This window comes from Agrobacterium sp. DE0009, assembly GCF_007680755.1.
In the GTDB taxonomy this organism is placed as follows: domain Bacteria; phylum Pseudomonadota; class Alphaproteobacteria; order Rhizobiales; family Rhizobiaceae; genus Agrobacterium; species Agrobacterium tumefaciens_B.
This window is the reverse complement of record NZ_VEIU01000001.1, coordinates 1,634,292-1,660,273: the sequence shown is the minus strand read 5'-3', so window position 1 is coordinate 1,660,273 and position 25,982 is coordinate 1,634,292. Positions and strand designations below refer to the sequence as shown.

The 25,982-nt window shown below is 58.6% G+C and carries 28 protein-coding genes; 14 read left to right on the top strand and 14 right to left on the bottom strand.

The window, feature by feature from the left end; translation table 11 throughout:
* Positions 1–27: 27 nt before the first annotated feature.
* The 4 genes from FS804_RS08365 to FS804_RS08350 all read right to left on the bottom strand — a co-directional run bounded on the left by FS804_RS08365 (position 28) and on the right by FS804_RS08350 (position 3,621).
* Positions 28–396, bottom strand: a complete 369-nt coding sequence (locus tag FS804_RS08365; RefSeq protein WP_063949493.1) for a septal ring lytic transglycosylase RlpA family protein — start codon at positions 394–396, stop codon at positions 28–30.
* Between the two features lie 425 nt (positions 397–821).
* On the bottom strand, positions 822–1,694 hold the full coding sequence (locus FS804_RS08360) for an SDR family oxidoreductase (protein ID WP_144576132.1): 873 nt from the start codon (positions 1,692–1,694) through the stop codon (positions 822–824).
* A 3-nt stretch (positions 1,695–1,697) separates the two neighbouring features.
* Positions 1,698–2,849, bottom strand: a complete 1,152-nt coding sequence (queG, locus tag FS804_RS08355) for a tRNA epoxyqueuosine(34) reductase QueG (protein ID WP_144576130.1) — start codon at positions 2,847–2,849, stop codon at positions 1,698–1,700.
* 79 nt (positions 2,850–2,928) lie between these two features.
* Positions 2,929–3,621: a glutathione S-transferase family protein gene (locus FS804_RS08350; RefSeq protein ID WP_003520121.1), complete on the bottom strand. Its 693-nt coding sequence runs from the start codon at positions 3,619–3,621 to the stop codon at positions 2,929–2,931.
* Positions 3,622–3,779: 158 nt separating this feature from the next.
* Here FS804_RS08350 and FS804_RS08345 point away from each other — a divergent pair, with 158 nt between their 5' ends.
* On the top strand, positions 3,780–4,586 hold the full coding sequence (locus tag FS804_RS08345) for an undecaprenyl-diphosphate phosphatase (RefSeq protein ID WP_144576128.1): 807 nt from the start codon (positions 3,780–3,782) through the stop codon (positions 4,584–4,586).
* A 75-nt stretch (positions 4,587–4,661) separates the two neighbouring features.
* Here FS804_RS08345 and FS804_RS24925 read toward each other — a convergent pair whose 3' ends face one another.
* From FS804_RS24925 to dnaN, 7 genes are all read right to left on the bottom strand, one after another.
* A complete protein-coding gene (locus FS804_RS24925; RefSeq protein WP_172801621.1) occupies positions 4,662–4,817 on the bottom strand; it encodes a hypothetical protein in 156 nt (51 codons plus the stop codon).
* A 333-nt stretch (positions 4,818–5,150) separates the two neighbouring features.
* A complete protein-coding gene (locus tag FS804_RS08335) occupies positions 5,151–6,131 on the bottom strand; it encodes a complex I NDUFA9 subunit family protein (RefSeq protein ID WP_144576126.1) in 981 nt (326 codons plus the stop codon).
* 121 nt (positions 6,132–6,252) lie between these two features.
* Complete coding sequence (locus tag FS804_RS08330; protein WP_144576124.1) at positions 6,253–6,540, bottom strand: DUF1330 domain-containing protein; 288 nt, start codon at positions 6,538–6,540, stop codon at positions 6,253–6,255.
* An 18-nt stretch (positions 6,541–6,558) separates the two neighbouring features.
* A complete protein-coding gene (gene pyrF / locus FS804_RS08325) occupies positions 6,559–7,266 on the bottom strand; it encodes an orotidine-5'-phosphate decarboxylase (protein ID WP_063949499.1) in 708 nt (235 codons plus the stop codon).
* Positions 7,267–7,270: 4 nt separating this feature from the next.
* Positions 7,271–7,867: a histidine phosphatase family protein gene (locus tag FS804_RS08320; RefSeq protein WP_144576122.1), complete on the bottom strand. Its 597-nt coding sequence runs from the start codon at positions 7,865–7,867 to the stop codon at positions 7,271–7,273.
* Positions 7,868–7,964: 97 nt separating this feature from the next.
* Positions 7,965–8,558, bottom strand: coding sequence for a phospholipid N-methyltransferase PmtA (gene pmtA, locus FS804_RS08315; RefSeq protein ID WP_144576120.1), 594 nt, complete (start codon positions 8,556–8,558; stop codon positions 7,965–7,967).
* Between the two features lie 193 nt (positions 8,559–8,751).
* Positions 8,752–9,870 carry a DNA polymerase III subunit beta gene (gene dnaN, locus FS804_RS08310; RefSeq protein WP_063949502.1) on the bottom strand — a complete coding sequence of 373 codons (1,119 nt, stop codon included), beginning with the start codon at positions 9,868–9,870 and terminating at the stop codon, positions 8,752–8,754.
* A gap of 315 nt (positions 9,871–10,185) precedes the next feature.
* Here dnaN and rsmI point away from each other — a divergent pair, with 315 nt between their 5' ends.
* From rsmI to FS804_RS08260, 10 genes are all read left to right on the top strand, one after another.
* Positions 10,186–11,076: a 16S rRNA (cytidine(1402)-2'-O)-methyltransferase gene (gene rsmI / locus FS804_RS08305; protein WP_144576118.1), complete on the top strand. Its 891-nt coding sequence runs from the start codon at positions 10,186–10,188 to the stop codon at positions 11,074–11,076.
* Positions 11,066–11,434 (top strand): YraN family protein, encoded by a 369-nt coding sequence (locus tag FS804_RS08300; RefSeq protein ID WP_144576116.1) that lies wholly within the window; start codon positions 11,066–11,068, stop codon positions 11,432–11,434. The genes rsmI and FS804_RS08300 overlap by 11 nt, the downstream gene beginning before the upstream one ends.
* An 11-nt stretch (positions 11,435–11,445) precedes the next feature.
* Positions 11,446–12,006, top strand: coding sequence for a sugar O-acetyltransferase (locus FS804_RS08295; RefSeq protein WP_144576114.1), 561 nt, complete (start codon positions 11,446–11,448; stop codon positions 12,004–12,006).
* A gap of 107 nt (positions 12,007–12,113) precedes the next feature.
* Positions 12,114–13,412, top strand: a complete 1,299-nt coding sequence (locus FS804_RS08290; RefSeq protein ID WP_144576112.1) for an extracellular solute-binding protein — start codon at positions 12,114–12,116, stop codon at positions 13,410–13,412.
* A gap of 83 nt (positions 13,413–13,495) precedes the next feature.
* A complete protein-coding gene (locus tag FS804_RS08285) occupies positions 13,496–14,464 on the top strand; it encodes an ABC transporter permease subunit (protein ID WP_172801622.1) in 969 nt (322 codons plus the stop codon).
* An 11-nt stretch (positions 14,465–14,475) separates the two neighbouring features.
* Positions 14,476–15,318 carry a sn-glycerol-3-phosphate ABC transporter permease UgpE gene (gene ugpE / locus FS804_RS08280; RefSeq protein ID WP_063949803.1) on the top strand — a complete coding sequence of 281 codons (843 nt, stop codon included), beginning with the start codon at positions 14,476–14,478 and terminating at the stop codon, positions 15,316–15,318.
* 10 nt (positions 15,319–15,328) lie between these two features.
* Complete coding sequence (locus FS804_RS08275) at positions 15,329–16,429, top strand: sn-glycerol-3-phosphate import ATP-binding protein UgpC (RefSeq protein ID WP_144576110.1); 1,101 nt, start codon at positions 15,329–15,331, stop codon at positions 16,427–16,429.
* Between the two features lie 108 nt (positions 16,430–16,537).
* Entirely contained in the window at positions 16,538–17,050 is a 513-nt protein-coding gene (locus tag FS804_RS08270) for a cupin domain-containing protein (protein ID WP_144576108.1), read from the top strand.
* A gap of 242 nt (positions 17,051–17,292) precedes the next feature.
* Positions 17,293–18,252, top strand: coding sequence for a glutathione synthase (gene gshB, locus FS804_RS08265; protein WP_144576106.1), 960 nt, complete (start codon positions 17,293–17,295; stop codon positions 18,250–18,252).
* Positions 18,253–18,432: 180 nt separating this feature from the next.
* Positions 18,433–19,965 carry a YifB family Mg chelatase-like AAA ATPase gene (locus FS804_RS08260; RefSeq protein WP_144576104.1) on the top strand — a complete coding sequence of 511 codons (1,533 nt, stop codon included), beginning with the start codon at positions 18,433–18,435 and terminating at the stop codon, positions 19,963–19,965.
* 307 nt (positions 19,966–20,272) lie between these two features.
* On the opposite strand, the gene cysK is transcribed toward FS804_RS08260, so the two are convergent.
* The 3 genes from cysK to dut all read right to left on the bottom strand — a co-directional run bounded on the left by cysK (position 20,273) and on the right by dut (position 22,663).
* On the bottom strand, positions 20,273–21,241 hold the full coding sequence (gene cysK, locus FS804_RS08255; RefSeq protein WP_144576102.1) for a cysteine synthase A: 969 nt from the start codon (positions 21,239–21,241) through the stop codon (positions 20,273–20,275).
* Positions 21,242–21,396: 155 nt separating this feature from the next.
* Positions 21,397–22,014: a LysE family translocator gene (locus FS804_RS08250; protein ID WP_144576100.1), complete on the bottom strand. Its 618-nt coding sequence runs from the start codon at positions 22,012–22,014 to the stop codon at positions 21,397–21,399.
* 178 nt (positions 22,015–22,192) lie between these two features.
* Positions 22,193–22,663, bottom strand: coding sequence for a dUTP diphosphatase (gene dut, locus FS804_RS08245; RefSeq protein ID WP_144576098.1), 471 nt, complete (start codon positions 22,661–22,663; stop codon positions 22,193–22,195).
* Between the two features lie 90 nt (positions 22,664–22,753).
* Between dut and FS804_RS08240 the strand changes: the two genes are divergently transcribed.
* The 3 genes from FS804_RS08240 (at position 22,754) to FS804_RS08230 (ending at position 25,980) form a co-directional block, all read left to right on the top strand.
* Positions 22,754–24,337: a peptide chain release factor 3 gene (locus tag FS804_RS08240; RefSeq protein ID WP_063949514.1), complete on the top strand. Its 1,584-nt coding sequence runs from the start codon at positions 22,754–22,756 to the stop codon at positions 24,335–24,337.
* 69 nt (positions 24,338–24,406) lie between these two features.
* On the top strand, positions 24,407–25,612 hold the full coding sequence (coaBC, locus tag FS804_RS08235) for a bifunctional phosphopantothenoylcysteine decarboxylase/phosphopantothenate--cysteine ligase CoaBC (RefSeq protein WP_144576096.1): 1,206 nt from the start codon (positions 24,407–24,409) through the stop codon (positions 25,610–25,612).
* Positions 25,609–25,980 carry an MmcQ/YjbR family DNA-binding protein gene (locus tag FS804_RS08230; RefSeq protein WP_063949516.1) on the top strand — a complete coding sequence of 124 codons (372 nt, stop codon included), beginning with the start codon at positions 25,609–25,611 and terminating at the stop codon, positions 25,978–25,980. The genes coaBC and FS804_RS08230 overlap by 4 nt, the downstream gene beginning before the upstream one ends.
* The last annotated feature ends 2 nt before the right edge of the window (positions 25,981–25,982 follow it).

The window sequence follows — 25,982 nt, the reverse complement described above, 5'->3', positions numbered from 1 at the left end:
AGACGCGAAAGGCGGCGAGGGCAAGGCTCAATCGGCCTTGACGACCTCATAGCAGACCTTGGCGGTGCCGGAACTGATCATGCCGATGTTCTTGGCGGCAGCCTTGGAAAGATCGAGAACGCGGCCCTTGATGAATGGCCCGCGGTCGTTGATGCGCACCACAACGGCCTTGCCGTTGCGGGCGTTGGTAACCTTTACCTTGGTGCCGAACCGCAGGGAGCGGTGAGCGGCTGTCAGGTTGGCAGCGTTCATACGCTCGCCCGAAGCAGTCTTGGAGGACAACGCATACCACGATGCGCCTCCACAACCATTTGCCGCATTCGCCTGAAGAGGCGCGATGATGGAACAGGCGGCTATAGTTGCAGCGGTGAAAGTTATACGACGGATATTCAACAAACTGTACTTCCCTGAAAATCGGCCCCGCGCCGATTGATTGTGCCCTTGCTAAACGGCCATTTACTGGCCTGAACGCCTTTTGATGCGAGATTGTAGGGCGAGGGAAAAATGGCGAAAAAAAGCTGATCTCAAATCACGAACTGTTACAAATTGTAACATTCGTGATAGTCAGCGGGAAGGGCGTCCAACGACACCCGACGTAAAACTCGCAAAAAATAATGCAGAATCAAGGATCAAGGGGAATGCTATTGCAAGTCATCGCTTCGTGAATCCTCTTCACGAAATGTGAGTGAAATATTTTTCCAATCAGTAGTATTTTAGCGATTCGGCGTAGTTAATTAAGTCTTAATTCGCCTGATTTCAACGAAAACCATCCGCTAAAATGCGATTGGATGGATTTTTCATCGTTTCCGGATCACGCATATTCAGCCTCGCCAAAGGCCGCTTTCCCAAAGTTGGCGCAGGGACTGTCGGTATTCCGGATAGGCAAAATCGAAGCCGAGATCCCGCATTTTGGCATTTGAGACACGCTTGTTCTCGCCATAAAAGGAGCGCGCCATCGGCGTTAGATCGGCGGTGTCGAAATCCTGCTCCGCGGGTGGTTCAACGCCCATCACTCCAGCTGCAAAGCTCACCACATCCTGCGGCGGGCATGGCTCGTCGTCGGTAACGTTGAAGATGCCACGTTCATTTAGACGTGCCAAAAAGGCAGCGGCCGCGCCGATATCCTCCACCCTGATGCGGTTGAACACCTGGTCCTTCTTCACCAGCCGCCGCGCTGTCCCCTTCGCGAAGTTGATGAAGGTGTTGCGACCCGGACCGTAAATTCCGGAAAGACGGAGAATGGCAAGCGGCACATCCGCTTTCTCAGCTGCTTCGGTCCACGCAGCTTCCGCCGCCACGCGCTCCACGGACCGTGCGGAAACGGGACGGCAGGTTGTTGTCTCATCAACCCAGGCGCCCTGATGGTCGCCATAAACGCCAACGGTGGAAAGGTAAGCCAGCCATTTCAGATTTGGCAGCAATTTTTTGAGATCGTCGCCGAGACACGCAAGTAAGGGATCGCCTTCCTTGCCTGGCGCGACGGACTGTACGAGATGCGTCACATCGGCCATGGCGGCGATGAGCGCATCATTGAGCTGCGAGCCGTCAAAGATAAACGGGGCCATGCCTGCAGCGGCAAGGCTCGGGAATTTATCGGTGCTCCGCGTGGTGCCCGAGACGGTTGCTGCATCTATTTTCAGCGCGGTTGCGATGGCTTTTCCTGAATATCCCGCGCCGAAAATCATTACATGCATGCGTTACGCCTCTGCCCGTTGCCATTCCATTTCCGCCTCCGGATCAGTCTCCGGCGCGCGACCGGCAGAGTATGTACGGAATTCGTCCCTGTCCATAAGGCGCGATAAAGCCCAGACGGCCATGCCGCGCACGTCTGCGGAAGAATCGTTCTGCGCAAGTGTCTTGCACTGCTCGACAAATTGCCGGTCGGCAGAATTTCCAGCTGCAATCAGTACATTACGGATGAAGCGATTGCGGCCAATTCGCTTGACGGGCGAGCCGCTGAAAAAACTTCGGAAGGCGGCATCGTCGAGGGTCAGCAGGAAGGCGATGGACGGCTCCTTCAGATCCTCGCGCGCCTGCAACTTCATTTCGGAGGCGCTCGCCGCAAACTTGTTCCACGGACAGGCGGCAAGACAGTCGTCGCAGCCATAAATGCGATTGCCGATCATCGGCCGGAATTCGTGCGGGATCGGTCCTTTGTGCTCAATGGTAAGATAGGAGATGCAGCGGCGCGCATCCAGCTGATAGGGGGCAGGGAAGGCCGCTGTCGGGCAGGCGTCGAGGCAGGCGCGGCAGGAGCCGCAATGATCCTTCTCGGCCTCATCGAGACAAAGCTCGGCCGTGGTGAACATGCTGCCGAGAAACAGCCAGGAGCCATGGCTGCGGCTGACGAGATTGGTATGTTTGCCCTGCCAGCCGAGACCGGCCGCGGCAGCAAGCGGCTTTTCCATTACCGGGGCAGTGTCGACGAAGACCTTCACATCCTCACCGGCGCGGGCAGCAAAGCGTGTGGCGATCTCCTTCAGCCGCCCCTTGATGATGTCATGGTAATCGCGGTTGCGGGCATAGACCGAAATGGCTGCCTTGTCCGGTTTCAGAAGCAGGTGGCGCGGGTCTTCCTCCGGGCCGTAATTGAGACCGAACATGACGATGGAGCGCACATCACCCCAGAGCGTTTTGGGTTCCGCCCGACGCGCCTCGGTTTCCTCCATCCACGCCATGGTGCCGTGGTAGCCATTGTCGAGGAACTGCCGCAGCCGCTCCGGTGCAAGCGGAATGCTGTCGGGTACCGTGATGCGACAGAGATCGAAGCCGAGCGAAATCGCCTCCCGACGAACGAAATCCGTCAGTTTGCGCGCGCGTATCCGCTGCTTGTCGTCGGCAACGTCGATCGTCTTTCCTCCAGAGGCCTATTGTGCGGCATATATAAGCTGAGGCGCACGCCACAGCAAATAACAGGGAGGACAGCCCTCAGAAATCCAGATCGGCGTAGTGCGAGGAGGGGGCAAGACGCGGGATGCGTTCGCTGAGAAACGGCCGGAATGACGGACGGGATTTCACCCGCTGATACCACTCCTTGGCAATAGGCGCTTCAAGCCAGTTGATCTCACCGAGATAATCCAGCACCGAAACGGCGGCGGCGGCGGCGAGATCGGCATAGCTCAACCGGTCACCAGCCAACCACGTGCGCGAGCCCGCCAGCCACTCCAGATATTTGATGTGCTGGCGGATGTTGTTGCGAGCCGTGCGCAGCAGCTTGGAATCCGGCGGTCCGCCACCCTGCGCCGCCGTCATCTGCAATTTGTAAACCCGTTCGCGCACCAGCGGCCGGGTCACGTCATTTTCCATCTTTTGCAGAAACCACTCCGTCAGACGGCGGATTTCCGCGCGCTGGAATGGGTCTTCCGCCAGAAGCCGCCGGTCGCGCTTCAAAACCCCATGCGTCTCGTCCAGAAATTCGGCGAGCACATAAGGGCCACTCAACGAGCGCATGTTGTCATCGAGATAGACCGGCAGGGTGCCGGCCGGATTGAGCGCCAGAAACTCCCGCCGCCTTTCCCACGGCTGTTCCTCGACGAGATCGGTCTGGAAGCCGTATTCCGCGAGAATCAGACGAACGAACCGGGACGCGGTCGACATCGGAGAGTGATAGAGAGTTGGCATTGGTACTCAATTTTTACGATTGGTTGGTATGATCGGCATTTGCCGGAAAACTTTTTCAGTTTCGCTTCATCAAGACGCTATAAGAGCTTGGCTAATTTAAAACAAGTTTAACGCAATTGCCTTCCATCGCCACTTTCCCCTGAAAAGAAGGATACCCCATGGGTGACCAGTCGATCATCAGCGCGCTTTTGCTGGGCATTATCGAGGGGTTGACGGAATTCATTCCCGTGTCCTCCACCGCGCATGTGTTACTGGCTGGTCATTTCCTCGGTTTCAAATCGCCAGGAAACACCTTCGCCGTTCTGATCCAGCTTGGCGCGATTCTCGCCATTCTTCTCGTTTATTTTCATAAGCTTGTCTCGATCGCTCTGGCGATGCCGACAAGTGAAAAGGCACGTCGTTTCGTCCTTGCCGTCGCGCTGGCCTTCCTGCCCGCGGCCGTCATCGGTGCTCTGGCGCATGACTTCATCAAGACAGTGCTGTTTGAAACGCCGATGCTGATCTGCGTCATGCTCATCGTCGGCGGGGTTATTCTGCTCGCCGTCGATCGCATGCCGCTGAAGCCGAAATATACAGACATCATGGAGTATCCGCCGTCGCTTGCGTTCAAGATCGGCCTTTTTCAGTGCCTTGCGATGATTCCCGGCACCTCGCGCTCGGGTGCCACCATCGTAGGCTCCCTGCTGATGGGCACGGACAAGCGTTCGGCGGCTGAATTCTCTTTTTTCCTGGCGATGCCGACCATGCTCGGCGCGTTTGTGCTGGATCTCTATAAGAACCGCGATGCGCTGAGCTTTGATGACAGCGCCCTGATTGCCGTCGGCTTTATCGCGGCCTTTGTGTCCGGCCTCTTCGTGGTGAGATCACTGCTGGATTTTGTGTCGCGCCGCGGTTTTGCGCCGTTTGCGTGGTGGCGCATCGTCATCGGTGCGCTCGGCCTTGTCGCACTACTCGTTGTTGGCTGACCCGCCGACGACCGCACAATAAAAAAGCGCCCCGGAAAACCGGCGGCGCTTTTTCTTTTAAAGCTGTAGGGCTGATCAGTTCGCGCTGATCGAAGCCGTTGCGCAGGGGTCGACGCCGTAAGCCGGAGCACAGCCGGTCTTGCCCGCCGCAACCGTGCCCGGCGCCATGAAAGAACCCGCCAGAACCACCAAAGCCGCACACGCAAAAAAGAGTGCGATAGATCTGCCCATTTTATGATTGCCTTTCAGACGTTCGTTCGTGCGGATCGCGCCGCCGTGTGTGAATTGAGGGTTCGGGATATGTTTGGAATGTGGCGAATATCAATAAAGCAGCTTGCTGAATACCGGGTTAATGCGAAGTCTTTTCCACAGTTGCGCTTGTGCCACGCTTACCTGTTCCAGCACGTCGCCATTAACCAAACCGTCTGCTCTGCCGCTTCGTTTTGATTGGTCCTCCCCACCCCATCTTGCGGTGGAAATGCGCTGAAAGCGGTTTGGTTGCGATTTAAGGCACAAAAAAAGCGGGGACGTTGCCCCGCTTTGATGTTGGACGATGTGCGAGCCTCAGGCGGCCTTGCCGGCATTCGCGAACTGGCCGTGCTGACGGTATTGCACCATGTAGGACGGCAGAACGGACGAGACCCGAACGGGCGTGATGCCAATGCCTTCGAGCGTCAGCCCGTTCTTTTCGGCGTCCGCGGAAACGACATTGTCTTTCTTCAGGAGGGTCACCTGATCAGCGGTCAGCGGCGGAGAGATCAGCGGTACCAGCGACGCGACCTTGCCGATCATCGACGCAACGCCGAAAGGCAGATTGACGAAAGGACGTTCGCGATAGGTCGCGGCGAGAACCGCCTCAAGACAGTCGCGGAAGGTCATAACGTCCTGACCGCCGAGTTCGTAAATGGCGCCGGGCTTCAGCTTGCCGTCGACACTGCGGGCAACGGCCTCGGCAACGTCCTCGACGTAGACAGGCTGGAACCTGGTTTTTCCGCCGCCGATCAGCGGCAGGAATGGCAGCCTGCGGGCCATCTTGGCGAATTTATTGAAGAAGTCGTCTTCCGGTCCGAATATGATCGAGGGACGCAGGATAACGGCTGCAGGCAGGACAGAATGGATCGCAGCTTCGGCGCGGCCCTTGGTCCGGCCGTAACCGGTCGGCGAATTGGCTTCTGCACCGATGGCGGAAATGTGTGTGAGCGTTGCGCCGGCATCGCGGGCCGCTTCGGCAATCGCTTTCGCACCGAATTCCTGCACGGCGTCAAACGTATTGCGCCCGCTCTCTGTCAGAATGCCGACGCAGTTGACGACATGATCCGCATCGGCGATGGCGCTGACAATGGAATCGCGATAACGCAGGTTCGCCTGCGCAAAGGAAATCTGGCCGACATTGCCGAGCGGCTGCAAAAAGCCGGCAAGATCCGGACGGCGCACGGCGACGCGGATGCGATAACCGCGCTTGGCAAGCACTCTGACGACATGCCGCCCGACAAAACCCGAACCGCCAAAAACGGTAACGAGGGGGGGAAGGTTGGCCAAGGTCATGGGAGGCTCCTCAGAAGCTGTCGAAGAAATGTTTTTCAGTCTCTTAGCCCAAAGCTGCGCGCAGGTGAAGGGATGTTATGGCGGTGCAGTGGCGGGTGCGCCAAAATGCGTCGGCTGATCGTCAAATCCCCTCGACGATCATCATTTCTGCATCTGCGACTTCCTGCCGAATTTTGGCGGCCGCCTGGTATTCCGGCGAATTATAGCAGTCGATCGCGTGCTGGACCGATGGGAATTCGATGATGACGTTGCGGGCACGTGCCTTGCCCTCAAGCTCCGTCACGGCGCCGCCACGCGCCAAAAAATTGGCACCGAAACGCTCGAAGGCGGGTTTTGCTGTCGAAACATAGTCTTTGTAGCGTTCGCTGTCGCGCACATCGACGCGGGCGATCCAGTATCCCTTGGCCATGTCATTGCCTCCCATATCTTATTGGTTTGCCGGGTAGCTGGCCCGCAGCATGTCATCGAGAATGGCGCGGGCCGCCGCTTTCGGATCTTCCGCCCTGACGATCGGGCGGGCGACCACCAGATGGCTCGATCCTGCCTTGATCGCGTCGAAGGGCGTCATCACCCGCTTCTGGTCGCCAAGATCGGCACCGGCGGGGCGGATGCCGGGAGTAACGACGGCAAGGTCAGGGCCGAGAATTTCGCGCACGGCCGTCGACTCTTCCGCGGAGCAAACGATACCGCCCATGCCCGCCTCCCGTGCCTGTTCCGCGCGGCGCAGCACGAGCGAACGCGCGTCGGAGGCATAGCCGGCCTCGGCAAGGTCGCTGTCGTCCATCGAGGTGAGTACGGTGACACCCAGCAGACAGAGGCCGGAACCTTCCGCCGCCTTGACCGCCGCGCGCATGGCTTTGGGATAGGCGTGGAGCGTCAGCATCGACATACCCATGCGGGCAATGTTCTCGACGCCGGAAGCAACCGTGTTGTCGATATCGAGCAGCTTCATGTCGAGAAAGACCTTCTTGCCGCTCTGGACAAGGTCACGCGCGAATTCCAGACCACCGGCAAACACCAGCTGATAGCCGATCTTGTAGAAAAGGACTTCGTCACCGATTTTCGAAACGATGTCTTCGGCCTGCTGCACAGTCGGAACATCCAGCCCGACGATGAGTTTTTCGCGCGCGGTCATTGTCTTATCCCTGCCATGTTTCCATTGCCGTCCAGTCGCATGTGGGGGAGGCGGCTGCAAGCAAAAATTGGGCGACTGAGAATCGGAACAGGTTGCCGCCGCCCGGCGGCTGGTCCTCGGCGCGGCTGATGCCGCGGCCTTCGATATGGCATTTCAAAAGTGTACCCACGCCGCCATGGCCGATAAAGGCAACTGGCTGCTGCCCGTCGTGTCGGCCGAGAACGGCCCGGACAGCGCCGACGATCCGCGCCTGCGCGTCGATCGCCCGCTCCCAGCCCTGAAAACTCCCCTCAGGATGGGCAAAGAACCAGTCCGCTGCCCTCTCGAAATCCCTCGACGGCAGAAAACCGGTGGCGGACCGGTCGTTTTCATGCATCGCCTCGACGGTTTCTATCGTTGCACCGGATGTCTCGGCGAGGATACGGGCAGTCTCGATCGCCTTGGTTTCAGCACTGGAAACGATGCGGCACAACGCCCGCGCCCAAGGCAGGTGGCTCGCCTGCCTTGTCCGTTCTGCACCCTTTTCAGAAAGCCCCCATTCAGGAACGGGGACGGCCGCATCGATCTTGACCTGTGGGTGGGTGATGTAGAGCGCGTAGATGGATATCGGTCCTCAAAAGGCGATGGTTAGGGGAAATCGGCGCCCTAACCAATCGTTGCGACCGGAAATGCCGGCCCTGTCCAGTCAACGGGGCCGATCAGGCGCGCGTATAGGTCCACAATTGCGCCGGCGGAATATTGCGCACGATGAAATCGAAATGCCGGATATGGTAGAGATGTGGCTGCGCGACGATCGGGGAAATGGGGCCGTAGGATATCTGTACCACGGGGCGACCATGCGGCACGCGCTTCAGCAATTCATCCAGAAGCTTGATGCGGGCGGCCATCGGAAAATTCAGCATCGGAACCGCCGAGATGACGCTGTCGAACATCTGGTCCTTATGCTCGCCAAGAGTCGCATCGAGATCGAAGGCGTCGCCGTTGACGAAGTTGACGCCGGGATAGCTTCTGAGCAGCTGCTGGTAGAAGTCGGTGGAATATTCGATCGCTGTCAGCTTCTCCGGCTTGATGCCGCGCGCCAGGATGGCCTTGGTGATGACGCCGGTGCCGGGACCGAGTTCCAAAACAGGCAGACCGGAATGGGGGTTGATGACACTCGCCATTTTTTTCGCCGTGATCGACGATGTCGGGACGATGGCGCCCACTTTTTTCGGCTGGCTCACCATGCCTTTGAAAAAGCGGATTTCTTCCTCGAATTTCTGTTCAAAGCGGCGTTTCAGGTTAAGTGCCATAATTCCCCTCAGATAAATTTAGTCATTGTCAAAAAACTGTTACCGCAATGTTGATCCCATTTGGCGCAAAAACAAGGCGAAATGTCGTAACTGAGAAAATTCGCCTGGAGAACCTTGTCGCGCCCTCTCGAATCAAAAACGCCGATGAACTGGTCACCGGCGCTTCCTTGGAAATATCGAAAAATAGCAGGTGTCAGACGCGCATCGGCATCAGAACATAAAGCGCATCGTCGCCCGCCGTGTCGCGGACGAGCGTCGGCGAGCCGGCATCGGCCAGCAGGAAAATCGCGTCGTCACCGGAGAGTTGCGACGTGATGTCGAGGAGATATTTGGCGTTGAAGCCAATTTCCATCGAATCATTGTCGTAACCAACAGCGACTTCTTCAGTAGCGCTTCCCGAGTCGGGATTGTTGACGGTTAGCGTCAGCTGGCCGTCAGTCAGCGCCAGTTTCACTGCCCGGCCTCGCTCCGAAGAAATCGTCGAAACACGGTCCACGGCACGAGCGAAGGTTTGGCAATCGACGCGCATCTCCTTGTCGTTGCCGGTGGGGATCACGCGCTGGTAGTCGGGGAAAGTGCCATCGATCAGCTTCGAGGTCAGAACGACCGTGCCGACGGTCAGGCGGATTTTCGCATCAGAAACTTCCACCGTGACTTCCAGTTCCGGATTGTCCATCAGCTTCTGCAATTCGCCGACAGTCTTGCGCGGAATGATGATCCCCGGCATGCCTTCGGAGCCCGCGGGCGCATCGACGTCGGCGCGCGCCAGACGGTGACCGTCAGTGGCGACGGCACGCAGCTTCAGTTCGCCATTGCTTTCGATCGTGTGGAAGAAAATACCGTTCAGGTAATAACGCGTCTCTTCGGTCGAAATCGCAAACTGTGTGCGGTCGATCAGCATCTTCAGATCGGTCGCCTTCAGTTTGAAGGTGTGGCTGAAGGTGCCGGCGGTCAGATCGGGGAAATCCGCTTCCGGCAGGCATTGCAGTGAGAATTTCGAGCGACCGGAGGCGACGGTCATGGTGGAACCGTCAGGATTGGTCGCCAGAAGCACTTCCGAACCATCCGGCAGTTTGCGGACGATTTCATAAAGCAGGTGCGCCGGAACGGTGGTGGCGCCCGCCTGCTCTACCATAGCAGGTGTCGCTTCGGTGATTTCGAGATCGAGGTCGGTCGCCTTCATGTCCAGATTGGCGCCTGAGGCGCGCAGGAGCACGTTGGACAAGATCGGGATCGTATTGCGACGCTCGACGACCCGGTGAACGTGGTTCAGCGATTTCAGAAGGTTCGACCGCTCAAGAGTAATACGCATGGACGCTACCGCTTTCAACCGTTGCGACCCGGCCACCGCCGGATCGGCAAGAAGAGTCTTCACCGGCAAATGCCGGACAATGTGGACGGGCAAAATGGCAGAGTTATTGCAGAAAATGCAAGAGCGGAGTGCATCTGCCGCGCTTCATTTTGCTGCTATACAGCATGATCCACAGCCTTCCGCCGGCCGCTGCCCTTGTTCACCGCGTCTCTATTGCCCATAAAGAGCAAAACAGCAGAGAGTGGCTGGTCTTGACCGGTCCCAAAGATTGGAAGCCCTGTGAGGCAGGAAACATCAAATAGCGACGCCAGACAGATGGCGAAGGAATTCAGGATTGGCACCGCCACCGTTCCGGCGCGGCCGCTGGAGCCGGCGCTTTATCTCGTGGCGACCCCCATCGGCAATCTCGGCGATATCACCATCCGCGCGCTGGAAACACTGGCCTCGGCCGACGTTCTCGCCTGCGAGGATACGCGCGTCACCCGCATCCTGCTGGAACGTTACGGCATTCGCACCCGCCCGCTTGCCTATCACGAGCACAATGCCAATGAAGCCGGGCCAAAGCTCATTGCCGCGCTGGAATCCGGAAAATCCGTGGCGTTGGTGTCGGATGCCGGAACGCCGCTTGTCTCCGATCCCGGCTATCGGCTGGGCCAGCTCGCGCTTGAGGCCGGCCATCGCGTGGTGCCGATTCCCGGTGCCTCCGCTCCGCTTGCGGCCCTTGTCGGATCTGGAATGCCGAGCGACTCCTTTCTGTTTGCGGGCTTCCTGCCAGTGAAGGACCGCGGCAAACGCGACCGCTTTGCCGAACTGGCAAAAATACCGGCGACCCTCATATTCTTTGAATCGCCCCATCGCATCGGCGCCTCCGTCAAGGTCGCGTCCGAAGTGCTGGGCCGCGATCGTCGCGGTGTGGTCTGCCGAGAGCTGACAAAGACATTCGAGGAGTTCCGGCGCGGCACCCTTGGCGAACTCTCGGATTATTATAATGACGACCGGGTGGTGAAGGGCGAGATCGTGCTTCTGGTGGAGCCGCCATCCTATGACGAGATTCCCGATATTGAGGATGTCGAGAAGCTTCTGAAAGATCTTGTCGCCACCATGTCCGCCGCAAAGGCTGCCGGCGAAGCCGCGAAGCTGACAGGCCTGCCGCGCAAGGAGCTTTATCAAAGGTTGCTTGATATGAAGGAAACGGATGGGCGCTGAAGGGCCAAGCAGCAGAAGGCGCAAAGCCGAGCGCCGCGGCCATGTCGCCGAATATTGGGCGGCGTTTTATCTGCTGTTGAAGGGATATCGCATTCTCGCCATTCGCTATCGAACCCGGCTTGGCGAAATCGATCTCATCGCTCGCAAGAAAGACCTTATTGCTGTCATCGAGGTAAAGGCGCGGCCTTCGGGCATGGGCGCGGTGGACGCGGTTGGTGTCCAGTCGCAACAGCGCATCCGGGCGGCGGCAGACCTCTGGCTTGCCCGCCGAAAGGACGCCGAACGGCTATCCCTGCGCTTCGACATCATTGCCATCATGCCGAGGCGTCTGCCGCAGCATTTCATCGACGCGTTCTGAGGAGGGAAACAATGTCCACCGAGCTGGAAAAAATGGCTGCGGGCGATTGGTACAGCTGCATGGACGCTGAACTCGACAGGCTGCGCTGGAATGCGCGGCGGGCCGTTCATGAGCACAATACCATGCAGCCGGATGAGCGCGGCGCCATCGGATCGCTTCTGCGCGCCCTTTTTTCTTCCGTGGGTGAAGGCGTGTTCATCGAAGCGCCATTTCATTGCGCCTACGGTTTCAACATCTCGTTCGGCCGAAATGTTTATCTCAATGCCGGCTGCACCATCCTTGATTCCGCCCGCGTCACGATCGGTGACGGGTCAATGCTGGGCCCCGTGGTTCAGATTTATTGCGCGGAGCACCATCTGGATCCGGGACCGCGCGCGCAAGGCATTGAAATTGCAAAGCCGGTCACGATCGGGCGCAAGGTCTGGATTGGTGGCGGAGCGATCATTCTGGCTGGCATCAACGTTGGCGATGGCGCGATCGTCGGCGCCGGTTCGGTGGTGACCCGGAATGTCGCGCCGGGTGCGACCGTTGTTGGAAATCCGGCACGGCCTATAGAACGCATAGCCGGCTGAGATACTCGCCAGCCGCTGTTATAAATCTGACATGGAACTGTCAAAGAGGCGTCATTGAACCCCTCTATTCGCATCCTCACCCCAATAAATGGTGGAGAGGATTTGATATGTTCAAGAAGTTTTCCATGGCCGCTGTGGCTGTCAGCATTTCGGCGACCTCTTCCATGGCGGCTACCAACATCACCTGGTGGCACGGCATGGGCGGACGGAACGGCGAAGTCATCAACGAAGTTTCGCAGAAGTTCAACGAAGCCCAGAAGGAATGCGCGCTGACGCCGGTTTCCAAGGGCTCCTACGAAGAAGCGCTGGCTAGCGGCATCGCGGCTTTCCGTTCGGGCGAACAGCCGAACATTCTTCAGGTTTTTGATGCCGGTGCCGCCACCATCATCAACGCCAAAGGCGCCGTCATCCCGGCTGAAGACCTGATCACCAAGGCCGGCTACAAGTTCGACCGTGACGCCTTTATCAACGGCGTACGTTATTTCTATGCTGCCGCTGACGGTAAGTTTGTCGGCATGCCGTTCAATTCCTCCGCGCCGATCATGTACATCAACGACGAAGCCCTGAAGAAGGCCGGCGTCGAAGCGCCGAAAACGTGGGAAGACTTCGAGAAGATCGCACCGAAGCTGAAGGAGGCCGGCTACATCCCGCTGGTTCAGTCGCAGCTGACCTGGCAGTTCACGGAAAACTTCTTCTCCCGCAACAACATCCAGTTCGCCACCAACAACAACGGTTACGACAGCGTCATCGACACCAAGCTCAAGGTGACCGACCCGAACCTCGTCATGATGTTCGAGAAGCTGAAGGACTGGAAGGACAAGGGTCTGTTTGCCTATTACGGCGCTGGCTGGAACGATAACCAGAAGCCATTCGAAGAAGGCAAGGTTGCTCTCTGGGTCGGCTCTTCGGGTTCCTTCGGCGGCCTCCAGAAGACGGCGACGATGCCATTCTCGGCAACCTTCCTTCCGTATTGGGGCTCCATCAAGGGCGCCGGCACCAACTCCTTCATCGGCGGCGCTGCTCTCTTTGCAATGTCGGGCAAGTCGGAAGCCGAAAACAAGTGCGTGGCCGACTTCTTCCAGTTCCTGACCTCGCCTGAAATCCAGGTCTTCTACCACAAGGCAACCGGTTACGTCGCCATCACCAAGGCCGCCTACGAAAAGGCCAAGGCAGAAGGTTATTACAAGGAAAAGCCGGTCGCCGAAGTCGGCATCCAGCAGCTGTCCCTGCCGGGCGGCGAGTGGTCCAAGGGTTATCGCCTTGGCTTCTATCCGCAGATCCGCGCCGTCATGGAGCGCGAATATAACCGCATCTTCTCCGGCGAAGTGACCCCGAAGGCTGCCTTCGAGATCATCGAGAAGGAAGGCAACGACCTTCTGGCCCGCTTTGCCAAGACGGCTGGTTGATCAACCGCGTTCGAAATCAAAGATCGTTGCCGAGCCTCCTTTCCCCGGAAGGGAGGCTCGCTTCTGGAAAAGGAAGCGCAAGCGTGGCCTACACATCTTCTCAACCCGGCACCTTTTTGGCTGGCCGTTCGAACAAGACGGGAAAACCGGCGAAGGCTGCTGAAGCTGGCATGAAGCGTGTTCAGTTTTCTGCGTCCTACGTGCCTTATCTGTTCCTGGCACCGCAACTCGCCGTTATCTTTGTTTTTTTCTACTGGCCATCCGTTCAGGCCATACAGTCGTCTTTTTACATTGAAGATCCGTTTGGCTTCGGCGCCTCCTTTGTCGGCTTCGCCAATTACACGGATGCGATCTTCAGCCCCGAATATGTCAGCATCGCCAAATTCACGGTGGTCTTCACCATCTTGGTCACTTTCTTTTCGCTGGCGCTCGGCCTGCTGCTCGCCGTCAAGGCTGATGCGGTCATTCGCGGCAGTTCGACATACAAGACGCTGCTGATTTCGGTTTATGCCATCGCGCCGCCCGTTGCCGGCCTCATCGGCATGATGTTTTTCGACCAGCACATCGGCCCCTTCGTAAAGATGGCCGCGTTTTTAGGCTGGGACATGAAGGTCGGGCTCAATTATTCAGACACGGCTTTTGCCATGATCGTTGTCGCGGTCTGGAAGCAGATCCCCTACAATTTCATCTTTTTCCTTTCCGGTCTTCAGAGTGTGCCCGTCTCCGTGCGGGAAGCTGCGGCGATCGACTGCCGCTCGGGCTTTCGCCGGTTCTGGACCGTCATCATGCCGCTTCTGGCGCCGACCGCCTTCTTCCTGCTGATCATCAACATCACCTATTCGCTTTTCGACACCTTCGGCGTCATCGACGTGATGGTGAAGGACAAGGCGGCGAATAATCCCATCACCCTGGTCTACAAGGTGTTTCTCGACGGCTTCCGCGGCAATGATATCGGCGGCTCGTCGGCCCAGTCCGTCATCCTGATGCTGGTCGTCTTCGTCCTCACCATCATCCAGTTCCGCTTCATCGAGAAGCGCATCCATTACAATTGAGGGATATGACGATGTACAAGACAAAACCCCTCGATCATCTGGTTCTGATCATGGGCGCTGTGTTCCTGATCCTGCCGGTCATTGTTGCCTTCATGACGTCCACGCATACGGCCGCGGAAATTCATCGCGGCGGCCTGGCTATCCTTCCCGGCGACAATTTCCTCGAGACCTACGAAAAGGTGCTGACACAGAAGGGCGGATTCACCGGTCAGGTCACGGGCCTCAACATGGTGCTGAATTCGCTGATCCTCGGCATTGGTTTCGCCGTCGGCAAGATCGTCCTGTCGATGACGGCGGCCTATGCAATCGTCTATTTCCGCTTCCGGTTTGCAACCCTCGCCTTCTGGATCATCTTCACCACGCTGCTGCTGCCGCTCGAAGTGCGCATCATGCCGTCCTACGAAGTGATGAGCAAACTGGGCCTTTTGAACTCTTACACCGGTCTCATCGTGCCGCTTCTCGCATCTGCCACGGGTACCTTCTATTTCCGGCAGTTCTTCAAGTCGGTCCCGGAGGAACTTCTGGAGGCTGCCCGCATCGACGGGGCGGGGCCGGTGAAGTTCTTTATCGATGTGCTCGTTCCGCTCTCGCGCACGATGATGTCGGCGATCTTCATCATCATGTTCGTTTATGGCTGGAACCAGTATCTCTGGCCGATGCTGATGACGACGGATGAAAGTTTCTTCACCCTGATGCGCGGCATCAAGTCGATCCTGCAGGTCTGGGTCGGTTCGCAAATTCCCGATTACAACGAAGCTTTCGCGCTCGCCGTGCTGGCCATGCTGCCTCCGGTGCTGATCGTCGTCATTTTCCAGCGCTGGTTCATCAAGGGCCTGACCGAAAGCGATAAATAAGGAGACCAAAATGGCCGCTATAGACATCCGTCAGGTCTGCAAGGATTATCATGGCGGCGTGCGTGCCGTGCACCACGTCGACATCGACATCAGGGATGGCGAGTTCATCGTTCTCGTCGGCCCCTCCGGCTGCGGCAAGTCCACGCTGTTGCGCATGGTTGCCGGCCTTGAGGATATCTCCGAAGGCACGGTCAGGATCGGCGAGCGGGTGGTGAACCAGGTTGATCCCGCCGATCGCGATATTGCCATGGTGTTCCAGAACTACGCGCTTTACCCGCATATGTCGGTGCGTGAAAATCTCGAATACGGCCTGAAGAACCGCAAGACGCCAAAGGCGGAAATCGATTCACGTGTGGCCGAAGCCGCGCGCATGCTGCAGCTCGAACCCTATCTCGATCGAAAGCCGCGCGCCCTGTCCGGTGGCCAGCGGCAGCGTGTGGCCATGGGTCGCGCCATTGTGCGCAAACCGGCGGCCTTCCTGTTTGACGAGCCCCTGTCCAACCTTGATGCCAAGCTGCGCGTTTCCATGCGCGGCGAAATCAAGCGTCTGCAAAAGCGTCTTGGCACCACGTCCATCTATGTCACACACGACCAGCTAGAGGCCATGACGCTGGCGGATCGCCTTGTGGTGCTGAATGGCGGGCGGATCGAGCAGATCGGCGCGCCGCTGGAGGTTTATCACACCCCGGCCTCCATCTTCGTTGCCAGCTTCATCGGCTCGCCGGCCATGAATCTGCTGAATGCGGAGTTGCATGGCGACAGTCTGGCTGTCGGACCGTCGCTCTTTGCACTTAATGGGTTTGCCCCCGCCTCCGGGCCGGTGACGGTGGGCATGCGGGCGGAAGATTTTCGCCTCGCGGCAGCTGGTGAGCAGGGCTTCTCACTGCGGGTCGATTACATCGAGGAGCTGGGCTCGCAGCGCCTTATCCACGGCATGATCGGCGACCAGAACCTGACCGTGGCTTTCCCGCCTGAAATCGACATTCCCGCCGTGCTTTTGGTGACGATCAGCCCTGAAAAGCTTCACTTCTTTTCCAGCGAAACGGGCAAGCGCATCGGCGGAAACGCCAAGCAGGTCGCCAACCAGCCAGCCCAACTGGCGACCGTGTAATATCCGCGGTGAAATCGGCGCAATTCGTAAAATTGCGCCGATTGTCTGAGATGCTTTTTTACAATCCCGGTGCTAGAAGACTCCAATATTTCATGGGGGCTTTCTAACATGTCTTTGAAAATGATGTTCGCTGCCGCGGCAACCATGGCGGTCCGAACCATTCCGATATTGCCGGTCTATCTGCGGCGTAACAAAGATGAGGGCGTCGTCAGCGCCTCCTGCACCGATCTGCGGCTTCAGCCCGCCCCCATCAACCCGGACTGGATTGTATCCGGCAACCCGCAGGCCCGCGCGGCCGATCACTCCCGCAGTGGAGACCGTGCGTCCAGCACTGCCATGTGGGATTGCACGGCCGGCGAATTCCGCTGGTTTTTCGGCTGGGACGAAACGGTGTATATTCTGGAAGGCGAAGTGCATGTGACCGCAGAAGACGGTTCGGTCAGCATCCTCAGGGCAGGCGATGTCGCCTATTTTCCGGCCGGAACATGGGCCACCTGGCGCGTGGACGACTATGTCCGCAAGGTTGCCTTCATGCGGCGTCCCTTCCCCAAGGCACTTGCTCTAGCTTACCGCGTCAAGAACAAGCTGTTTGCCGGCCGTTCCTACAAGCTCGCGGCGTGAACCCATAGAACCTGACCCGAGGCGGCACCTCGATAGCGCCGCCCTGGATTTGTGAAGGTTCAATAAAACTCACACCAACGACGCCTTGCAGCAGTTGCCTTTGAATGGGCGCTGCCCTACATCTCCTGAGGTTTTCTGAAGCATTTCCGGTTCTCCTCCGGTCCTGCCGGGGAGCCTGAAAAGACGGGACAATGGGCATGGCGGGGCCGATGACGCTCTCATGCTGCAAGAGGAAGATGCGCATGGCGAAGATCAAGAACGTCGCGATCCAGATGGATCATGTTTCCGGTATCAACATTGCCGGTGACTCCACCTTCGCCATCAGCCTTGAGGCGCAGGCGCGCGGCTACCGGCTGTTCCATTATACGCCTGAGCGCCTCTCCATGCGCGACGGCAAAATTTACGCCACCGTCGAGCAGATGGAGCTGCGCGACATCAAGGGCGACCATTTTTCCCTGTCTGAACCGCAGCGTGTCGATCTTTCGACCATGGATGTCATCCATCTGCGTCAGGATCCGCCCTTTGACATGGCCTATATCACCTCGACTCATCTGCTTGAGCGCATTCATCCAAAGACCTTGGTCGTCAACGACCCCGTCTGGGTCCGCAACTCTCCCGAGAAGATCTTCGTCACCGAATTCGCGGATCTGATGCCGAAGACGTTGATCACCAAGGATGTGGAGGAGATTGCCCGGTTCCGCAACGAGATGGGCGACATCATCCTGAAGCCGCTCTACGGCAATGGCGGCGCGGGAGTGTTCCATTCCGCGCGTGACGACCGCAATTTCTCCTCACTGCTGGAAATGTTCGGTCAGATGTTCCGCGAACCCTATATCGCCCAGCAATATCTGCCTGATGTCCGCAAGGGCGACAAGCGCATCCTGCTGGTCGATGGCGAGCCGGTTGGCGCCATCAACCGTGTGCCTGCGGAAAACGACGCCCGCTCCAACATGCATGCCGGCGGCCGGCCGGAGCCGACGGAATTGACCGCGCGCGAAAAGGAAATCTGCTGCCGCATCGGGCCGGCGCTGCGCGAACGTGGCTTCCTGTTCGTCGGTATCGACGTCATTGGCGACTACATGACGGAAATCAATGTCACCTCTCCAACGGGCATCAGGGAAGTGCGAAAATTCGGCGGTGCCGATGTTGCCAGCCTCTTGTGGGACGCGATCGAGAAAAAACGCGACGCTCAGGATTTCTGACGCGAGGGTAACGATCCAGCTTTGTTCCACTAGTACAACTAGATACAACTAAAATACATCGACAGCGAGAAATGGTTCGCTGGATGTTCTTGTTTTATTCTTTGGCCTGTGGCACGTTGCTTACCAGTAGCTGCAGAGAGGGCTCACCCCTCTCAAACAGCCGGTTTGCGGGGGCGGGCCATGGTCGCAAGGGTCAATACGGTTGCATTTCAAGGAATAGAGGGCGTGCCCGTTGAGGTGCAGGTCATGGTCGCGCCCGGGCGGGTCGGCATCCAGATCGTCGGCCTGCCGGATAAGGCGGTCGCCGAAAGCCGCGAGCGGGTGCAAGCTGCGCTTCACGCCTCTGGTCTTGCCCTGCCGGCCAAAAAAATCACCGTTAATCTCGCGCCTGCGGATCTGCCAAAGGAGGGATCACATTTCGATCTTCCCATCGCGCTCGGTCTTATGGCTGCCCTGGGCGCTATTCCGGCGGAAGCGCTCGCAGACTATGTGGTCCTCGGCGAACTTAATCTTGACGGCACCATTGGGGTGGTTTCAGGTGCCTTGCCAGCTGCGATCGGCGCGAATGCGCTCGGCAAGGGACTGATCTGCCCTGCCGAAAGTGGGCCGGAAGCAGCCTGGGCGGGCGCCGGTATCGATATTCTTGCGCCTCGAAGCCTTATAGCGCTTGCCAATCATTTTCGCGGCACGCAGCGCCTTTCGCGTCCCACGCCAGCCATCCGTCCCAATCCGGTCAATCTGCCTGATCTCGCCGATATCAAGGGACAGGAAAGCGCCCGGCGCGCGCTTGAGGTAGCGGCTGCCGGCGGCCATAATCTGCTGATGGTCGGTCCACCCGGCTCGGGCAAATCCATGCTTGCTGCTCGTCTGCCGTCCATTCTGCCGCCGCTGGAGGCGGCGGAATTGCTGGAAGTGTCCATGGTTCACTCCATAGCCGGCCAACTGTCCGGTGGTAGGCTCTCCGACCGAAGGCCGTTTCGCACCCCACACCATTCCGCGACCATGGCGGCGCTGATCGGCGGCGGTCTTCGCGCTAAGCCGGGCGAGGCCTCGCTCGCCCATCACGGCGTGCTTTTTCTGGACGAGTTTCCCGAGTTTGCGCCGCAGGTGCTGGATGCGTTGCGCCAGCCGCTCGAAACGGGCGAGTGCATCATTGCGCGCGCCAATCACCGCGTCAGCTATCCCGCAGAAATCCAGCTCGTCGCCGCGATGAATCCGTGCCGGTGCGGCATGGCGGGCGAGCCAGGCTTTACCTGTGCCCGGGGTCCGCGTTGCGTCACTGATTATCAGGCCCGCATCTCAGGCCCGCTGCTCGATCGCATCGATATTCGCATCGACGTCCCTGCCGTTTCCGCTGCGGATCTCATCCGTCCGGTGGCGTCGGAATCGAGCTCGACAGTTGCCGCGCGCGTCGCGAGGGCGCGCCTTGCGCAGCAGGAGCGATATGCGACCGCTGGCTTTCCGGCCATTCGCACCAATGCGAGGTGCACGACAACGCTCATCGAAAAATATGCGGAGCCCGATGCGTCTGGCCTGCAATTGCTGCGCGATGCCGCTGAACGCCTCAAGTTTTCCGCACGTGGGTATCACCGTGTTCTAAAGGTCGCGCGGACGCTCGCCGATCTGGATGAAAAGCCGACGGTTGGCCGCATCCACGTCGCGGAAGCCGTTTCATACCGCATCGCTGGAGAAAGGTTGACGGTGGCGGCTTAAACACCTTCGGCAAAAGGGCAGGAGGCTCAGCGTCGAGCATTTCCGGCAAGGCTGTGCAGCGGCTTTACGTCCGGATAACATGACAAACCAATGCGACAGGGACGTCAGCCGCTTCCGCTTTAACCGGCGTGATCCATATACCGGCATCGCGGACAGACAGGCGCCTAAAAGGCCACGGCCCGAACCGAACTCGTCCCGGCCTCAGAACGGTGTTGGAACCGCAAAACAGATGTGCCGCCAGGGCGTAAGCGGCACATTGGATTTATCGGATCACTGGGAGCCATCAAAGCCCAATCGAAAGCGAAGTTTAAAGCCCCAGGCCCTCGAAAAGTGCGGTAGAAAGGTAGCGTTCCGCAAAAGAAGGAACGATGACGACGATATTCTTGCCGGCATTTTCTTCCCGCGTGCCGACCTTGATGGCCGCCGCTAGTGCCGCACCTGATGAAATGCCGACGGGAACACCTTCAATCCGCGCGACAAGGCGTGCAATTTCGAAAGCATCGTCATTGGTCACGGTGACGATCTCGTCGTAAATGCCGGTGTCGAGAATGGCGGGCGCAAAACCGGCCCCGATGCCCTGAATCTTGTGCGGGCCGGGATTGCCGCCCGAGAGAACCGGGCTGTCGGCAGGCTCGACTGCTATAACCTTGAGCTCGGGCTTGCGGGCTTTCAGCACCTGGCCGGTGCCGGTAATGGTGCCGCCGGTACCGATGCCGGAAACGAAAATATCAACCGTGCCGTCAGTGTCGTTCCATATCTCTTCTGCTGTCGTCTTGCGGTGAATCTCGGGGTTGGCAGGGTTTTCGAATTGCTGAGGAATGATGGCGTCGGGCAGCGTTTCCGCCAGTTCCTGCGCCTTGGCGATTGCGCCCTTCATGCCCTTCGGGCCTTCGGTCAGAACCAGTTCTGCGCCCAGCAGCGCCAGCATCTTCCGGCGCTCAACCGACATGGTCTCCGGCATGGTCAGGATCAGCTTGTACCCCTTCGCCGCTGCGGCAAAGGCTAGCGCAATCCCCGTATTGCCTGAGGTCGGCTCGACCAGCGTTGTTTTGCCGGGTGTGATCTTGCCCTGTGCTTCCAGGGTTTCGATCATCGCCACGCCAATGCGGTCCTTGACGGAAGCAATCGGATTGAAAAATTCGAGCTTGGCCAGAAGGTTGGCCTTCACGCCCTTCTCCTTGGCCAGCTTATCGAGCCGCACGATCGGCGTATCGCCGATTGTTTCCGTAATCGAGGAATAGACGCGTCCGCGTCCGGGCTTTCTGGCTTCGGTCATGATGCTCTCCTGTATGAAGGCCACGCGGCGGTGACCGCAAGGTTCGAGCGGCAGAATAGGAGCAATCGCTCTTTCAGGCTAGCGAACGTTCATCCTTATGTAGCCGGCGTGCCGGAAAAATTTCGTGATAAATAGTGCAATTGCACGAAATTATTTTACGTGCTGCGGATTGCGATCATGGTCGCGGTTCCCGCCAGAATGCCCGCCGCCGTGCGGTTGAGGATCGTCAGGGCGCTCGGCTTTTTCAGAAGGTTACGCGCCTTGGCCGCAAGCAGGATGTACGGCAGGAGGACAGCCATCAAGACAACGAAGGTGATGGCGAGGAGCGAAGCATATTCGGAAGGCCCGATCATGCGGATATCGATCAGCGTCGGCACCAGCGCCACGTAAAACAGCATGGTTTTCGGGTTGCCGAGGGTGATCAGCAGGCCGGACAGAAAGGACATCGGCATGCTCGTGCTTTTCTTGGCCTTCAGGTCCTGTGGCAGGAGGCCCGCCGTCCAGAGTTTCCAGGCGATGTAGAGGAGGTAGGCCGCGCCCGCGAATTTCAGGATCATGAAAGCTTCCTGAAAGGTTTGCGCGACAAAAGCTAGGCCCAGGATCACAGCGGTCAGGTAGATCATGTCGCCGAGTATGAGCCCAAGGCCCATGAAGAAAGTCTCGCGGAAACCGGAGCCCAGCGCCCGGGCCACGATCGCCGTCATGCCGGGGCCGGGGATGGCAGCCGCAATGAAAAGGGCGGTGGCATAAGCAAGAATGGTCGTTAACGTCATGATCGTTCCTCGAAACTCCGCCAGATCAATAGCGAAAATTCGACGCCAAGACAATTGGATCGCATGTGCCTACGGAGTGGAGCATTTCCAGCCGAAGCGGCTTCGCTTCGGCGTCGGACAATGCGGTAAAACAGAAGGATAGAGCATTTGCGGTGGTCCCGTGATTACCGCAAATATTCTAGACCCCTGTCGAGCCGAAACCACCTGAACCCCGCGCCGTTTCAGAGGTTTCTCTCACCTCAAGCACGGTAACCTGCGTCACCGGCGCGATCACCATCTGCGCGATGCGCATGCCCCGTTCTATGACGAAAGCGTCCTGACCGAGATTGGCGAGGATGACCTTTACTTCGCCGCGATAATCGCTGTCCACCGTGCCGGGGGAATTGAGGCAGGTGATGCCGTTCTTGATAGCGAGGCCGGAGCGGGGGCGGATCTGTGCCTCGTAACCCTGCGGAACCTCGAAGATAAATCCCGTCGGCACCAGCGTCCGCTCGCCTGGCTGCAGGGTCAGCGTTTCGCCGGATGGCACGGCCGCGCGCAGGTCCATGCCTGCGGCGCCGCGGGTTTCATAGGATGGCAATTCGAGATCCGCGCCATGGGCGAGGCGCACAAGGCGCAGAGGGGGGAGATTGTCGTTTTGAACGGTCATGCGGCATTAGTTTGCTGAGATCGCGGCAAGGTCAATTGCAAATGCGGCCCTGAAACGCTAGATACCCCGCAATTCCACAGGATTTGTCAGATGGCCGAAACACTTGCCGAGGCGGTCTCCCGCCGCCGCACCTTTGCTATTATCGCGCACCCGGACGCGGGTAAGACGACGCTTACCGAAAAGCTGCTGCTGTTCGGCGGAGCGATCCAGCTCGCGGGTGAAGTGAAGGCTAAGAAGGATCGCATCCAGACCCGTTCGGACTGGATGAAGATCGAGCGCGAGCGCGGCATTTCGGTCGTCACCTCGGTCATGACCTTCGAATATAACGATCGCGTCTTCAACATTCTCGATACGCCCGGCCACGAAGACTTCGCTGACGACACCTATCGCACGCTGACGGCCGTGGATGCGGCGATCATGGTTATCGACGCCGCCAAGGGTATCGAGCCGCGCACGCTGAAGCTGTTCGAAGTCTGCCGCATGCGCGACATTCCGATTATCACCTTCATCAACAAGATGGACCGCGAAAGCCGCGACCCCTTCGAGATTCTGGATGAGGTGGAAGAGAAGCTTGCGCTCGATACGGCGCCCATCACCTGGCCGGTGGGGCGTGCCAAAACCTTCTGCGGCGCCTATAATCTTGCGGACAGCACGTTCCGCGGTGTCGACACGCAGGTTGAGGCCATGAAGGTCAACGGGCCGCAGGCCGTGGCAGATCGACTTCCGGAAAATGAGCGCGATGCCTTCATCGAAGAAACGGAACTGGCGATGGAAGCCTGCCGTCCCTTTGACCGTCAAGCCTTTCTTGAAGGCCACATGACGCCGGTCTTCTTCGGTTCGGCGTTGCGCAATTTTGGTGTGCGTGATCTCATCAACGCGCTCGGAGAATTCGCGCCGCCGCCGCGCGATCAGGTGGCGGATACCCGCACCGTGCATGCGGCCGAAGAAAAGATGACGGCTTTTGTTTTCAAGATTCAGGCCAATATGGACCCGAACCATCGTGACCGCATCGCCTTCGCCCGCATCTGCTCCGGCAAGCTGGAGCGCGGCATGAAGGCTCGACTTGCTCGCACAGGCAAACAGATGGGCCTCACCGCGCCGCAATTCTTCTTTGCGTCGCAGCGCCAGCTGGCTGACACCGCTTTTGCGGGTGATGTGGTCGGCATTCCCAATCATGGCACGCTCCGCATCGGCGATACGCTGACCGAGGGTGAAAACCTTGTATTCCAAGGTGTGCCAAACTTCTCGCCGGAAATCCTGCGCCGCGTGCGTCTCGAAGATGCGATGAAGGCGAAGAAGCTGAAGGAAGCCCTGCAGCAGATGGCGGAAGAGGGTGTCGTACAGCTCTTTTCGCCGGAAGACGGCTCGCCAGCCATCGTCGGCGTCGTCGGTGCGCTGCAGCTGGACGTGTTGAAGGAACGGCTGATGGGCGAATATGGCCTGCCGGTTTCCTTTGAAATGTCGCGCTTCTCGGTCTGCCGCTGGATTTCGTCCGATCAGCCGGCAGAAATGGACAAGTTCCTCAACGTCAAGCGTGGCGATATCGCCCGCGATCTGGATGGCGATCCGGTATTTCTGGCGCAGGATGCCTTTTCGCTGCGTTATGAATCCGAGCGTTTTCCCGCGATCAAGATGGTCGCGATCAAGGAATATCACGTCGCCAAGGCGGCGTGATATCAGCCGGATTGCACTTTGTATGCCAAGGGCTTAGTTTCCCCGTAAACGGGAAACTGGTCCGGCATCATGACGCTTTCAGGCAAACATATTCTTCTCATTATCTCCGGCGGCATCGCGGCCTATAAGAGCCTTGATCTCATCCGCCGCTTGAAAGAGCGCGGCGCCAGGGTCACGCCGGTCATGACGAAGGGCGCGCAGGAATTTGTCATGCCGCTCGCCGTTGGTGCATTGTCTGCGACCCATGTTTTCACAGAGCTTTTTTCACGGCAGGACGAGCAGGATGTCGGCCATATCAGGCTGGCGCGCGATTGCGATCTCGTGCTGGTGGCGCCCGCCACCGCCGATGTGATGGCGAAGATGGCACATGGTTTGGCTGACGATCTGGCCTCGGCGGTTCTTCTCGCGACCGACCGCAAGGTGCTGGTTGCGCCAGCGATGAACCCCAAAATGTGGTCGGCAAAACCGACAACGCGCAATGTCGATACGCTGAAGAAAGACGGCGTGTTTTTCATCGGGCCGATGGCCGGCGAGATGGCGGAGAAGGGTGAGGCCGGTCTTGGCCGGATGGCGGAGCCTTTGCAGATTGTCGAAGCAGTCGCCGCATTGCTGGATGGAGGGCCAAAGCCCCTGAAGGGTAAAACGGCAATCGTAACCTCCGGCCCGACCCATGAGCCGATCGATCCGGTGCGCTATATCGCCAACCGTTCATCGGGCAAGCAGGGCCATGGGATTGCAGCGGCTCTTGCAGAGCTCGGAGCGGAAGTGACGCTTGTTTCCGGTCCGGTCACCATTGCTGATCCCGCTGGCGTGACGGTAATCCGTGTCGAGCGCGCGGAGGAAATGCGGGACGCGGTGATCTCAAGGCTGCCGGCGGATATTGCCGTCATGGTGGCCGCCGTCGCCGACTGGCGGGTGGCGGGCTCATCAGAACAAAAGATCAAGAAACAGCCGGGTGATGCGCCGCCGGCGCTCCAGCTGACGGAAAACCCCGATATTCTCAGAACCGTTGGCCATCACGTAAACCGCCCGAAGCTTGTGGTGGGCTTCGCTGCCGAGACACAGGACGTTGAAAAAAATGGCCGCGCCAAGCTGGAACGCAAGGGCGCGGATTACATCGTCGCCAATGACGTCTCGGCGCAAACCGGCATCATGGGTGGAGACCGCAACAGCGTGAAGATTATTTCGGCCGAGGGTGTCGAGGCGTGGCCGGACCTCGACAAAGCGGAAGTCGCAAAACGTCTTGCGGCCCTGATCGCCGAGAAATTGGCATGAGCCTGTTCAATCGCAAGACATTTGACAGGCTGCTCGGCGAATGGCCGGGCGTGCGTTTCGTCGACCAATGGGATTCCCATGTTGCAAAAGTCGGCGACAAGGTTTTTGCCGTGCTGGGCGAGCGCGAGGATTGGCGGCTGGTCGTCAAATGCTCCGAGGAGAGTTTCGAGATCCTGACCTCGCTCGAGGGCATAGCGCAGGCACCGTATTTCGCCAAACGCAAATGGGTGTCGATCGGCGATCATTCGCCGCTCGAGGAGGAAGAGTTGCAGCACTATGTGCGCCGCTCCTATGAACTCGTCGCTGCCGGTTTGACGAAAAGACTGCGAGCCGAATTCGGTATCGTGATCGATACCCCCTCCCGCTAAGG